Here is a 12,985-nt window from a genome sequence, read left to right on the forward strand (position 1 = left end):
CTGACGCGCTGCGTCCGCTTCTTCTTACCGCTTCAAGCGCACTGCCCTTTCACCCCTTTTGTCGGATGCCGACTAAGCTCTTTGGGTGATTTTGCCCCTGGCTTCACGGAGGATTAAATATGCTGTTGTTGTGGATACTGGTTCTGCTGGTCGGTATTGCCTACCTGGCCCATCGCCGCATCGCCCCCCTGCCCGCCCTGGGCGTGGTGGCCGTCTACCTGCTGGCCATGGGCGCCTTCAGCCATGCACCGGGCTGGTTGCTGCTGATCTTCTGGGTATTGCTGGCCGCGGTGGCGGCGCCCTTGCTACTGCCCGACCTGCGCCGCAAGAACTTCAGCGCCCCGCTGTTCAACTGGTTCCAGAAAGTCCTGCCGCCGATGTCGCAAACCGAACGCGACGCCATCGATGCCGGCACGGTCTGGTGGGACGGTGAACTGTTCAGCGGCCGTCCGGACTGGAACAAACTGCTGGCCTACCCGAAAGCACAACTGAGCGAAGAGGAACAGGCCTTCATCGACGGCCCCACCGAAGAGCTGTGCGCCATGGTCAGCGACTGGCAGATCGGCCAGTCCATGGACCTGCCGCCCGCAGCCTGGGAGCACATCAAGCAACACGGCTTCTTTGCCCTGATCATTCCCAAGGAGTTCGGCGGCAAGGGCTTCTCCGCCTATGCCCACTCGCAAGTGGCGATGAAACTGGCAACCCGCAGCGGCGACCTGGCGTCCACCGTGATGGTCCCCAACTCCCTCGGCCCGGCCGAATTGCTGCTGCATTACGGCACCGACGAACAGCGTAACCACTACCTGCCGCGACTGGCCCGTGGCGACGATATCCCGTGCTTCGCCCTCACCGGCCCGCTGGCCGGTTCCGACGCTGGCGCCATGCCCGATACCGGGGTGATCTGCAAAGGCCAATGGCAAGGCGAGGAAACCATCGGCCTGCGCCTGAACTGGGAAAAGCGCTACATCACCCTGGGCCCGGTCGCCACCCTCCTCGGCCTCGCCTTCAAGGCCTACGACCCGGACCACCTGCTGGGCGAGGATGAAGACCTGGGGATCAGCCTGGCACTGATTCCGACCGACACCCCCGGCGTGGAAATCGGCCGCCGCCACCTGCCGCTCGGCGCCGCCTTCATGAACGGCCCGAACTCCGGCAAGGACGTGTTCATCCCCCTGGACTTCCTTATCGGCGGCCAGGAAATGCTCGGCAAAGGCTGGATGATGCTGATGAACTGCCTGTCGGTCGGCCGCTCCATTTCCCTGCCGGCCGTCGGCACCGGCGCGGCCAAGTTCACCAGCCTGGTGACCGGCCAATATGCCCAGGTGCGAGAGCAGTTCAACGTCCCGCTCAACGCCTTCGAAGGCATCCAGGAAGCCCTGGCCCGCATCGGCGGCAACGCCTGGCTGATGGACAGCGCACGCATGCTCACGGCCAATGCCGTCGACCTGGGGGAAAAGCCCTCGGTACTGTCGGCGATTCTCAAGTACCACCTGACCGAACGCGGCCGCGAGTGCATCAGCCACGCCATGGACGTGCACGGCGGCAAGGCCATCATCATGGGCCCGAACAACTACCTGGGCCGCAGTTGGCAAGGAGCGCCGATCTTCATCACCGTGGAGGGCGCGAACATCCTCTCGCGCAACCTGATGATCTTCGGCCAGGGCGCCATTCGCTGCCATCCGTTCGTGCTCAAGGAAATGGCCCTGGCCGGGCGCGAAGACCACGATCAGGCGCTGGTGGAGTTCGACGGCCTGCTGCTCAAGCACATCGGCTTTGCCGTGAGCAACGCGGCCAGCACCTTGGTGCTGAACCTGGGCCTGGGGCACTTGGAACAAGCGCCGGGGGACAAGCTCAGCCAGGGTTATTTCCGAGCCCTCAATCGCCAGGCCGCGGCCTTCGCCATGCTGGCCGACCTGAGCATGATGCTGCTGGGTGGCGAACTGAAACGTCGCGAACGCCTGTCGGCACGCCTCGGCGATGTGCTCAGCCATATGTACCTGGCCTCCGCCGCCCTCAAGCGCTACCACGACCTGGATTCGCCGGAGCATCTGCAACCACTGTTCACCTGGGCCATGGAAGAAAGCCTCGGCCAGTCGGAACGGGCGCTGGACGAACTGCTCGAGAACTTCCCGAACCGGGTGCTGGGCTGCCTGCTGCGGGTGGTGGTCTTCCCGTTCGGCCGCCGTCACAAAGGCCCGTCCGATGAACTGGATGCCGAGGTCGCCGCGATCATCGGCCGGGCCAAGGGCGACCCGACCCTGGAAGAACTGCTGGTTGGCTGCTACCGCCCACAATCGGCAGAGGACCCGGTCGGCGCCCTGCAACAGGCCTTCGACTTGTTGAGCGCCAGCCATCCTCTGCAGAAAAAACTGCACGAGGCGCTGAAAAGCGGCCAGGTCAAACCGGTCGCCGGCGAACATGCCATCGACGCCGCGCTGGAAGCCGGCGTATTGCAACCGGTGGAAGCCCAGACCCTGCGCGAGGCTGAAGCCGCCCGCCGCAAAGTCATCGACGTCGATGACTTTGCCAAGGAAGAGCTGACCCTGAGCGAAGGGAAAACCCGCTAAGGCGCAAGACCGTCAGGCGGATTATGAAACCGGGCGCGGGAGCTATATACTCCCGCGCCCGTTTTGCTGTTGAGGACTCATGTCATGTCCAACGTCGTCGCCGATCACCTCGTCCTGCTCGACCATTTGCGCAGTATCCTGGTCGCCGTGGGTGAAGCCGAGCAGGTTCCCGAAGAAAGCCATGCCTTGTTCCTGGAACGCTTCGACGAACTGCGCGCCTCGCTGCCGATCGACCCGATCGAAAGCCAGTACCTGGGCCAGGACCTGCTGTGCCAGGTGATGCAGCGTTATCCACAGGTCGCCCATCTGGTACCGCGCGACCTGCTGTGGTTCTTCGCCGGGGATTGCCTGCACTACATGCCCGACGAAGAAATCGACCTGTACCAGGCGCTTGAAGAACGCCGCTACGAGGCCGAGCAGAACGATGAACCGTTCGACTGGAACCAGGAAAAGCAGCTGCTGGCGCTCTCCGCCCAGGACAGCAAGCACTGAGTCCGGCCCGGACACTACAAAGGCCCGCACGGTTGAACCGGCGGGCCTTTTGTTTTTCTGCCCATGAGCGGCTGGCTCAGCCGGCGCCATCGCCTTCGGGCTGTTCGTAGCCTTTGGCTTCCTGCTTGCCCTGCCGACTCAAGGTCGGCTCCTTGGCCAGGCACTCCACCAGGTAATCGATGAATACCCGCAGCTTCGGCGGCAGGTAACGGGTCGGCGAATGCAGCAACCAGGCGCCGCCATGGTAGGAGGCGAGAAACGTCCAGTCCGGCAGAACCTGCACCAGCAAGCCCTGCTCCAGGGCATGCCGCGCGGTGAAGTACGGCAAGCTGCCGATGCCGATATGTTCCAGCACTGCTCCCAGCCTTACCCCGGTGTGATTGGCCGCATAACGCCCGCGCACGCCGACGGTCACCGACTTGCTGCCCTTCTTGAACTTCCAGCGCGCATCGCTGGGGGTTTCGCCCAGGTAAATGCAGCTGTGGTTGAGCAGGTCGTGGGGATGGCTCGGCGTCCCGTGCTCGGCCAGGTACTGCGGCGTGGCGCACAGCATATGGTCGATGGTCAGCAACTGGCGCCCGACCAGCCCCGCCGGCGGTCGATCGGTGATGCGGATGGCCAGGTCGACGTTATCGTCGATCAGGTCGATGTTGCGATCTTCCAGCAACAGCTCGACATCGACCTTGGGATAGCGCCGCAGAAACTCGGGCATATAGGGATGCACGACAAAACGCCCCACCGCCTTGGGCACGCTGACCCGCACCAGCCCTTCGGCCTCATGGGTGAATTGACCGCTGATTTCCATCACCGACTTGGCGGCGCTGACCATCTCGCTGCAACGCTTGAACACCTCCTCGCCCCCTTCGCTCAAGCGCAACTTGCGCGTGGTGCGTTGCAGCAGGCGAATTGCCAGCGCCTTCTCCAGCCGGGAAATGCTGCGGCTCACCGCCGACGGTGAAGAGCCCAGCTGGCGCGCGGCTTCGGAGAAGCTGCCGACCTCGACGACCTTGACGAAAATCGCCATTTCACCCAGCAGCGGAAGGGGGAGATTTATGCTCACAGCACAACAGTCCTTTGAGGTTTGAACGGATTATCACGCAATTCCGCCGCACCATATAATTAAAAAAGACATTTTAATAAGGGCACGGAATATGACGCTTCGCCTCTTTTTTCATAATGATGAACTCAAGGCCAACGTTGAAGTGCTCGAATGCACCCCGCAGGACAACGAATTCGCGGTGGTCCTGCGTGCCACGATTTTTCATCCCCAAGGCGGCGGTCAACCCTGCGATACCGGCTGGATCGGCGAAAGCCAGGTATTGCGCGTGGTCCAGGAACCCGAGCGGATCGTTCATTACGTCAGCCAGCCGGTGCAACCGGGCATGGTCCAGGTCCAGGTCGATGAACAGCGCCGCCAGTTCAATACCCGCATGCACTCGGCCGGGCACCTGATCGGCCATTTCGGCGAAACCCGCGGCTGGGTCCCGGTCAAGGCCCATCACTGGCCTGGCGAGGGCCGCGTGTCCTTCAAGCCCGGCGACAGTCCGCAGGAACTCGACGTCGACAGCCTGCAGAATGGCATCGATCACTGGATTGCCGCCGACCTGCCGCGCCTGGTCTCGCTGCGTGAAGGTTCGCGGGAAATCGGTTTTGGCGAGCTTCCCGCCTATGGTTGCGGTGGTACCCACGTGAAGCGCCTGAAGGAATTGGGCAACGTCACTATCGCCTCCCTCTCGCAAAAGAAAGGAATGCTTTCGGTTCACTACCACGTGGACTGATTCATCGGCGGTGTCGCCTTGCACATCACGCGACGCATCGCCTGACACAGGGGAAACCCGCGTGCGCGGGTTCGACGACTATCGGATAGAGGGATCTGCAGATGATGCTTGACGTCGAGCGTCTCGATGAGACGTGCATAAAAAAACTGGCCCAGGAACAAGTGCTCGCCCTGCGCATCAAGAACTTCCTGCCGCACGCCCAGGCGATCCAGCTGGGCGACAAGATTCTCGCTCCCGGCTTCGAGGGCTACATCAACGCTCCCAGCATCGGCCGTATCGGCATGGCGTTTTACGAAGCGGAAAACCAGCCGCTGCTGATCGAGGACTATTTCGAGCGCGCCACCGCCAACATCGACGAACTGCGTTCGCGCTGCGCGCCCTACGCCTCTCCTGTCGACACCCTGCGCTGCATGCTCGACGAGTCCTGGCCCGCTGGCGCCCACCTGGAAAACCTGTACGGGCGCAAGATGTACGTCGGCCTGTCCCGGGTGGTGAAGCCCGGCGTGTGCTTCCTCGCCCATCACGACATTTTCGCCAAGGACGCCCCCGACAGCTTCCAGGCCCACAGCCTGGAAGCGCAGTTCGCCTGCAACCTCTATCTGAACATGCCCGAGGCCGGCGGCGCCCTGCAGATGTGGAATCACGATATTTCACCCGACCAGTTCGACGAGATGCGCGGCGACAGCTACGGCATCGATCCCACCCTGCTCGGCACACCCTCGCTGGAAGTCCGCCCGGAGCCCGGGGATTTCATCATGTTCAATTCAAGGCGCATGCACGCCGTCACCCCGGGGGTGGCCAACCCGCGCCTGAGCCTTTCCTTTTTTGTCGGCTATCGCGGCAGCTCGTCCCCCCTGACCTTCTGGAGTTGAAATGCTTTCCAACTATCTAGGCGAATTCCTGGCCCTGGCGACCATCCACTTTCTCGCCGTGGTGGCTCCCGGGCCTGACTTTGCCGTGACCATCCGCCAGAGCGTGCGCTTTGGCCGGGTGGTCGGGCTGTGCACGGCCATCGGCATCGGCGCGGGGATTTCCGTGCATGTGCTGTACACCCTGCTGGGGGTCGGTGCGCTGATGCACACCACGCCATGGCTGCTGAGCGTGGCCAAAGTGGTGGGCGGTGCCTACATTCTTTATCTCGGAGTCAGCCTGCTGCGCAGCAAGCCCAAGACTTCGATCGAAGGCAGCGATGCGGGTAATGATCAAGCACAGCGGCAGACTTTGCCCAAGGCCTTCATGACCGGCTTTCTGACCAACGCCACCAACCCCAAGGCCACGCTGTTCTTCCTGGCGATTTTCACCACGGTGATCAGCGCCACCACGCCCCTCAAGGTGCAGGCGCTCTACGGCGTGTGGATGTGTTGCGTGAACGCGCTGTGGTTCGTGATCGTCGCGCTGTTTTTTTCCAGCCCGCGGGTGCGCTTGCTGTTCATGCGCATGGGCCATTGGTTCGAACGGACCATGGGGGTGATCCTGATTCTGTTCGCCGGGCGCCTGATCCTGTCGATGTAAGCCTCCCAACGCCCTGCTCGATCGAGCCGCCGGCAACTGGCGGCTCGATCCAGACTTTGCTCAGTGCAGATCCACGGTCAACGGATGGATGACAGGGCCTGAAGCAGGGCTCCCTGCGGTTTTGCCATTTCATCCAGTACTGAAAAGTGCGTGCAGCCCGGCACGTGAATCAGCTGCACAGACTCTCCTCGAGCCAAGGCCTGCTTGGCGTATTCATCGGACTGGCGCACCAGTTCCGACAGCTCGTCGGCGCCTACCGCGACCCATGTATTCGCGCCCTTGTCGATATGGTGCAGCGGGCTATACGCATCGATTTCCGCCTCCGAGAGACTCAGCTTCTCGTTCAGCCACGACAGGCTGATGGGTTCCAGATCGACCAGTGCGCTGATGGCCAGGACATCGGTCACCCATGGGTGCGAGCGGAACTGCAGCGCCAGGTGTCCGCCTGCCGAGTGCCCGCTCAAGACCACCTTGTGCCCTGCGATCCCCAGCTGATCGGCGTCGGCCTGGAGATGCTCGAGCAGGCTGCCAATCTCGCTGACGATCTGGGTCATCGAGGCTTGCGGCGCAAGCGTGTATTCGGCCAGGACGACGTTGAACCCCGCCGCCAGGGGCCCGGCGGCGATGAATGCAAAGTCTTCCTTGCTGCAATTCTGCCAATACCCGCCATGGATGAAGATGAGCGTCGGGGCGTCGGCTTTTCCACAAGGCAGCCAGTCATAACGCTGTCGAGGCGCCGTGCCGTAAGACAGGTTGAGGCGACCGGCCGCAGAGGCATAGAAACTGGCGCTACGCGCCTGCAAGGCGGCGTAGATACCGGGGAAATCCGGCACCGCTTGCGTATTGTTGTACGCCGCATCGAGTTGGGCTTGATTCATGTCGCGATAGAGAAGGGTCATTGTCATCTCCGGTGGAAGGAATGTTTGAAAGGGCTTGGCCAGCGATCTGCGGTTCGTTCGGACTTATCCGTATTGGCCAGGGTGACTTCAGGGGATCGGCTTCGCTGTCCACGACTGCTCTCTGTGCGAGGAGTGCCACGCGTGGTGGGGGTTGTAGGCAGGAAGGTGGGCAGAACGCGGCGCGAATGCGTTAAAGAGTGAGTGGAGCCCATGTCAGACGTAAATCAGTCGATTCTTAAAACTTATAGGATTTTTCTTACCAACCACCTTGAGCGAACGGGCGCGCTGGGCGAGCTCAACCAGCGCCGCCATCGTTCGTGATGGGATTGTCGGAATGCTTTCCTAGTAATCAGTTCGTCGTGCTCAAGCCCGCGCAGGATCGCGTTGAGTATTCTCCAGCGCCTGTCGCAGCACCTGCTGCGTCAGGGGCTTGAACACCACATCGTCCATCCCGGCGGACAGGCAGCGCTGGGTTTCCGCATCCTCGGCGCTGGCGGTCGCACCAAGGATCCAGCAGCGCCTGCGCCCCTCCTCGCGCTCCTTCTGGCGGATGCGCAGGGTCAAGTCATAGCCGCCCAGGCGCGGCATCTGGCTGTCGGTGATCAACACGTCGTACTCGGCAGCCAGCCAGGCTTCCCAGGCCGCCTGCCCATCCTCGACCAGCGTCACGCGATGCCCCAGGACCAGCAATTGCTCTTCCAGCGTCAGCCGGCTGAACGCATTGTCTTCGGCGACGAGGATGTTCAGCGAAAGCGCCTCCGTGATCGCTTGTGGCACTTCTGCCGCGGCTTCGGCAGGCGCCTCGACCAGGGGCAGTTGCAGGGTCACGCTGAAGCAGGAGCCGATATCCGGCTCGCTGCTCAGGACGATGCTGCCGCCCATGAGTTCGACCAATTGCCGGGTGATATTCAGCCCCAGGCCGCTGCCAAAGGTTTGCCCGGCCTGGGCCGAGCCGACCTGGGAGAATGGCTGGAACAACCTGGCCTGATCCTCCTCCGAGATACCGATACCGCTGTCGATCACCTCCAGCACCAGGTGCAGATGCTCTGCCTCCCGGCGGCCCGAGGCATGCAGCGTCACCCTGCCCCGCTCGGTGAACTTGATGGCGTTGCTCAACAGGTTGAACAGCACCTGTTTCAAATGCAGCGGATCGATCAGTACCCATTGCTCCATGTCGCCCGTGAACTGCATCTCGAACGCCAGGTGCTTCTGCCGCGCCATGCCGACCACCAGGGGCGCGATAGCTTCAATCTGCGCCTTGAGCTGCACCGGCTCCGGTGCGGAATCGATCATGCCGGACTCGATCCGGGTCAGGTCGAGCACATTGCCGAGCAGCAACAGCAGCCCCTGCGCGGCCTCTTGCGCGATCGCCAGCGAAGCCTGGTCCAGCTCGCCCCGTTCGGCCTTCTGCTGCACCACTTCCTGCAGGCCGATGATGGCGTTCAGCGGGGTACGGATCTCATGGCTCATGGTGGACAGGAACACGCTCTTGGCCTCGTTGGCTGCTTCGGCCTTCTCCCGCGCCAGCGCCAGCTCGCCTTCGGCCTGGCGAGTCTTGCGCACCTGGCGGGTCAGGTAGAAACCCCAGATCAGCGACAGCAGGACCAGCAAGCCGAATACACCGCCGAGCCGCAGGATATTACTGCGGTGATCACGCCAGAAATGGCTGCCGGTGGTAGAAATACGAGGTTCCCAATGCGCCACGATGTCCGCCACCTCCTCCGGGGTAATGGCGACCTGAGCCTTCTCCAGGATGCTGCGCAACTCTTCCTGCCCCTTCAGCACCCCAAGGCTGACCGGCCGGGAGAACTCGTCGAGAATGCCGATCACCCGCAAGCGATTGTTGAAACGCTGCGCGGACAGGAAACGGCCGGTGTAGTCACTGCCGATGAACGCGTCGCTACGTCCGTCATCGACACTGCGCATGGCCTCCAAAAAGTTGGGATAGATCTGTAGCCGGATATCTGGATAGTCCTGCTGGATGATCGGGTTGATGAAGTAGCCGGGGACGCTGGCCAGGCGCTTGCCTTGCAGGTCTTCAAGGCTATGAAAAGGGCTGCCCTGGGTGCGTGCGGATCGTGGTCCGGCCATCAGCACGACCGAGCTTCTCAGATAAGGAAGGAGGATATCCATATCCGCCTCGGTATCAGGATCTGCCGAGGTGACCGAGGTCATCAGGGTCTGGCCCTGGGTTATCTGCGCCTTCATCTCGGTATAGTTCTGCGCCCGGACAGGGCGAAACGTCAGGCCGCTTCGCTGGCTGATCAACTTGAGGTAATCGGGGCCGATACCCCGTACCTGCCCACCGCTGTCCAGTTGCCCCAATGCTCCGAGAGAGTCACTGACGCTCACCGGGATTTCCGGGTGTGCCGCCAGCCAACGGTTCTCGGCGGGCGTCAGTTTCACGCGCTGCTGGGTCAGGCGCAGGCTGCTCCCCGCACTCCAGTTACGCAGGATCTTTTCGCTATGCCGCGAGCGTATGGACGGCAAGGCGCGTTCGATCACGCCATGCAATCGCGTATCGGAAGCGCGCACCAGGAAACCGAAACCACGGCTTTCCACCGGAGCGAAGTTTTCGATATGCAGGTCCAGCAGGTAGTTGATGTTGATCAGGTAGTGAGCCGACACCGCATCGTCGATCACCCCATCGACCTCACCCAGGCTCAATGCCTCGAGCGCGCGCAGCGGCGAGACAAAGGGCAGGACCTGGCTGTTCGGATAAGCGGCGGAGACTTTTTCCTCGGCACGATAGCCGGCAAATACGCCGAGCCGGGTGCCGGTTTTCTCTGGGTCGAAGGGGTGGCTCTCGGCTGTTACCAGCACGGGTTGGTTCGGTTCATAGGCCTGGGTCAGTAGCAGGCCGTGGTCCTCGGCATCCACCGCGGAGCCGCCGCCGACCAGGTCGATCTCGCCATTGTGCAAGGCGGCCAACGCCGCCTGCCGGGAAGCAAACAGACGGACGTGAGGGGGGACTTCGAACAGCAAGGCCAGATAGTCCGCGGTGATTCCCTGAAAGCGATTGACGTCGAGCATGCCCAGCGGCGGGTAGTCGGGCAGTGCCACGCCGATCGTGAGCGGACCTCTGCTTGCCAGCCACTGGCGGTCTGCTTCGCTCAGCCATGGTCGGCTGGTCACTGCCACCCTTGCGATAAGGGAGATGTCTGATTCCTGCGCGAGTAGTAGCGGCGATGGAGCAAGTAACAGGCAGAGAACGACAATCCGACAGCACGCTGGAATCATGGAATACCTTCCTGGAATTCGAACCCCGGCAACCGGCGTAAGCGGGCCATTGCCCCACGAACAACAGCATCACCCTCTTATGGAAAGTGACGCTTTGATCTGTGGCAAATAGGGGATGGATCAAGAGTGATCCGTCGGTATTCTAGCCGGGCGCCGGCTGTTGTGAAATCAGCGGCGAGAACCTCTCTTGAGCGGCCTTCCATTTGCTCTCTGGCGCGCTCGGAAAAGCTGGATAACAGCGGGCTGGCGACAGAGATCCGGCCGGGCTGGGAACAGGTCGGCGAGCAAAAGGATTTGTGCCCGCCGCCAATAGCAATCAGTTGTAGTTGATAACGAAGCTCATGGTCGCATCGCCTTTGCCCGGTTTCATCTCGTCCCCTGTCGGAGCGTACTTGGCTTTGCCGGAGAATCGGTAAATGGAGCCATCGGCAGCATCCCTGTTCCAGTCGAGAGCGACGGATCGGGCGATGTCGAACGGCAACTTGACGCCCTTGTCGTTGACCAGGGAAATTCCCACCCCCGATGCGACACCGGACTGGCCCAGATTGGAAAGCTTGAGCATGCCGTCGGCCTGGGAGGTGCCTTCGAAGTAGACTTTCACCGGGACTTTCGTATCAGGTTTCAAACCGTCGCAGCGCACATCAAAATTAAACGGTACTTCTTTGACACTGCCATTCTTGATGCTCTGGATGGTTTGCTTGCCCATCGGGACGTTGACCGCAGCACCTACCGATTCGCACCCGGCGAAAAATACATCGTTAACCAGTTTGACAGTACCTTCTGATTCAACCGTTAATATATAGTCTACATGTTTCCAAACTGACTTGAACTTCAAGAACATATCTCCTGAAGCAACATCACGACCAGTACGAACGAAGATAACGTTAATATTCTGGGGAGCGTAGGGACCATATCCTGCGGGTACATGCTCGGAGTAAGGGAGACAATCAATGCTCTGACTACTTGAACTAGTCCGCACACAAAATTTGACACCTATCCCTTTCACTCCAGTCTCATAGACTTTATCTTCCGATGACGGAAGCAACGCCGACTCTAGGGAAATAGATACTTGGCTTGCTACTCCTCCACAGTTGCGAAGGGGGCCATCAGGCCAGAGGCTGACTGTATATTTCGCAAGCTCTGCACCAATGGGGGCCGCAGTGACAGCTATCTCGGCGGGCAAGGTAATAGTCTTTACAGAAGGAGAAGGTTCGGGTCCCTGCCAATAACAGGCAGCAAAAGTATCTCCAGCAACCAACGAGCCTGACACGGCAGTTATCCCGAATATCAGTTTACGCATAAAAATTCTCTTTCAAGCTCATTTTTTGACACTCACCAATAACGTTATCGACATAATTATTCAGCGAGCAAAAAACCAAGACTATTAATGGCCAACTTCCACAACATGAATAACTCACTGAGGATCGTCGTAAGTCAGCCTGAAATAACACGTTCATACTTGGTCATTCCGCCGTAGTCGCCGATGACCTCAAACTCAACTTTGAGATCGTTGGCCTGGACGCCATTCGGCAGCCCCGGAATCTCGACCTGGACAGTCGCGGTCGGCGCGACCATATCGATCGGCGCGGTGAAGCTCTTGCTTCCCATCCGCAACGTGATCGCAGCAAAAGACAGGTGGAACGCCGATGGGTTGGTCACCTCCAGATAGGGTTTGCCATCTTTGGCCAGCAGCCGCCATTTGAGTTGCTGCGGAGCCTGTGCGACCTTCCCCGGTAGCCCGGCCGGCCGGTAGAACAGCTTGAGGCGCTGCTGCACGGCGATTTGCAGGGTATTTTCCTCCCGGGACTTTTGCGGAACCTCGCGCACGTTCAGCCAGAACACCGACTCCTTGTCGGTCGGCAGGCCTTTGCCGCTGTACAGGATGCGCAGCACTTGCTGCTGCTCGCCGCTCAGGCGCTTGAGCACCGGGGTAATGGCGAAGGGCACATCCTCGCTCTTGTCGGCCGCCTCTACCCAGGCCTGGAACATCAGGTCCTCGGCCGCGCTGTTCTTGATCACCAGGGACGCTTGCTTGCTCGGCGCCGCCAGCACCACACGGGTGTTTTCCAGATTGATGCCAGCCTGGGAAGAGGTAGAAAAAAGCAGGGACACACTGGCCAGAATCGCTCCAGCGATGACTGGAATCTTCACGGTAAATGCTCTACTCCGTGTGAATCGAACGACTGAGGCCCAGTGTTTCGCCATGTGAAAAACATCGATGACTCGACGAGGCGACTGTGCCGGCATGGGTAATGTTCGAATGAATCGGGGAGAGGAATGTACAGGGAATGTCCCTCGCTATCAGTAGGACGATTCTCAAAAGCCCCTGATTCTGGGCCATCGCGCCAATATCCAGCGCGGAAATCGTAAGTGCAGGCAGCGCCACAACTCCTCGGGTATTTGCAACCCTGAAGTTTTCAGGTCGATATGAATGTGCAGCTGTTGTTTAAGCAACATGACCGCCAACTTTACACCCCATCAACCTGACTAACGACAA

General features: G+C 60.7%; 10 protein-coding genes. 5 read left to right on the plus strand and 5 right to left on the minus strand.

Annotated elements, in window-relative coordinates:
* Positions 1–119 precede the first annotated feature (119 nt).
* Complete coding sequence (locus J4D28_RS04145) at positions 120–2,567, plus strand: acyl-CoA dehydrogenase (protein ID WP_009047811.1); 2,448 nt, start codon at positions 120–122, stop codon at positions 2,565–2,567.
* Positions 2,568–2,651: 84 nt separating this feature from the next.
* The gene (locus J4D28_RS04150; RefSeq protein ID WP_007931642.1) at positions 2,652–3,059 is read left to right on the plus strand and encodes a PA2817 family protein; all 408 of its coding nucleotides are present in this window, start codon (positions 2,652–2,654) and stop codon (positions 3,057–3,059) included.
* Between the two features lie 76 nt (positions 3,060–3,135).
* Here J4D28_RS04150 and J4D28_RS04155 read toward each other — a convergent pair whose 3' ends face one another.
* Positions 3,136–4,119: a LysR family transcriptional regulator gene (locus tag J4D28_RS04155; protein WP_009047810.1), complete on the minus strand. Its 984-nt coding sequence runs from the start codon at positions 4,117–4,119 to the stop codon at positions 3,136–3,138.
* A gap of 91 nt (positions 4,120–4,210) precedes the next feature.
* Here J4D28_RS04155 and J4D28_RS04160 point away from each other — a divergent pair, with 91 nt between their 5' ends.
* The 3 genes from J4D28_RS04160 to J4D28_RS04170 all read left to right on the plus strand — a co-directional run bounded on the left by J4D28_RS04160 (position 4,211) and on the right by J4D28_RS04170 (position 6,349).
* Positions 4,211–4,837, plus strand: coding sequence for a hypothetical protein (locus J4D28_RS04160; protein WP_009047809.1), 627 nt, complete (start codon positions 4,211–4,213; stop codon positions 4,835–4,837).
* Between the two features lie 101 nt (positions 4,838–4,938).
* Positions 4,939–5,709, plus strand: coding sequence for a 2OG-Fe(II) oxygenase (locus J4D28_RS04165; RefSeq protein ID WP_009047808.1), 771 nt, complete (start codon positions 4,939–4,941; stop codon positions 5,707–5,709).
* 1 nt (position 5,710) lies between these two features.
* On the plus strand, positions 5,711–6,349 hold the full coding sequence (locus J4D28_RS04170; RefSeq protein ID WP_016702183.1) for a LysE family translocator: 639 nt from the start codon (positions 5,711–5,713) through the stop codon (positions 6,347–6,349).
* Between the two features lie 77 nt (positions 6,350–6,426).
* Here the strand turns inward: J4D28_RS04170 and J4D28_RS04175 are convergent, their stop codons facing one another.
* The 4 genes from J4D28_RS04175 to J4D28_RS04190 all read right to left on the minus strand — a co-directional run bounded on the left by J4D28_RS04175 (position 6,427) and on the right by J4D28_RS04190 (position 12,639).
* Positions 6,427–7,248 carry an alpha/beta hydrolase gene (locus J4D28_RS04175; RefSeq protein WP_009047806.1) on the minus strand — a complete coding sequence of 274 codons (822 nt, stop codon included), beginning with the start codon at positions 7,246–7,248 and terminating at the stop codon, positions 6,427–6,429.
* A 363-nt stretch (positions 7,249–7,611) separates the two neighbouring features.
* Positions 7,612–10,488 (minus strand): ATP-binding protein, encoded by a 2,877-nt coding sequence (locus J4D28_RS04180; RefSeq protein WP_009047805.1) that lies wholly within the window; start codon positions 10,486–10,488, stop codon positions 7,612–7,614.
* 316 nt (positions 10,489–10,804) lie between these two features.
* Entirely contained in the window at positions 10,805–11,788 is a 984-nt protein-coding gene (locus J4D28_RS04185) for a fimbrial protein (protein ID WP_009047804.1), read from the minus strand.
* 134 nt (positions 11,789–11,922) lie between these two features.
* A complete protein-coding gene (locus J4D28_RS04190; RefSeq protein ID WP_009047803.1) occupies positions 11,923–12,639 on the minus strand; it encodes a molecular chaperone in 717 nt (238 codons plus the stop codon).
* Positions 12,640–12,985: the final 346 nt, after the last annotated feature.

It is taken from the genome of Pseudomonas sp. GW531-T4, assembly GCF_017349615.1.
Taxonomy (GTDB): domain Bacteria; phylum Pseudomonadota; class Gammaproteobacteria; order Pseudomonadales; family Pseudomonadaceae; genus Aquipseudomonas; species Aquipseudomonas chlororaphis_I.

Excerpts from the sequence above, each read along its gene's own strand:
- J4D28_RS04145 (WP_009047811.1), top strand. The coding sequence starts at position 120 with ATGCTGTTGTTGTGGATACTGGTTCTGCTGGTCGGTATTGCCTACCTG.
- J4D28_RS04150 (WP_007931642.1), top strand. The coding sequence starts at position 2,652 with ATGTCCAACGTCGTCGCCGATCACCTCGTCCTGCTCGACCATTTGCGC.
- J4D28_RS04160 (WP_009047809.1), top strand. The coding sequence starts at position 4,211 with ATGACGCTTCGCCTCTTTTTTCATAATGATGAACTCAAGGCCAACGTT.
- J4D28_RS04165 (WP_009047808.1), top strand. The coding sequence starts at position 4,939 with ATGATGCTTGACGTCGAGCGTCTCGATGAGACGTGCATAAAAAAACTG.
- J4D28_RS04170 (WP_016702183.1), top strand. The coding sequence starts at position 5,711 with ATGCTTTCCAACTATCTAGGCGAATTCCTGGCCCTGGCGACCATCCAC.
- J4D28_RS04175 (WP_009047806.1), bottom strand. The coding sequence starts at position 7,248 with ATGACCCTTCTCTATCGCGACATGAATCAAGCCCAACTCGATGCGGCG.
- J4D28_RS04180 (WP_009047805.1), bottom strand. The coding sequence starts at position 10,488 with ATGATTCCAGCGTGCTGTCGGATTGTCGTTCTCTGCCTGTTACTTGCT.
- J4D28_RS04185 (WP_009047804.1), bottom strand. The coding sequence starts at position 11,788 with ATGCGTAAACTGATATTCGGGATAACTGCCGTGTCAGGCTCGTTGGTT.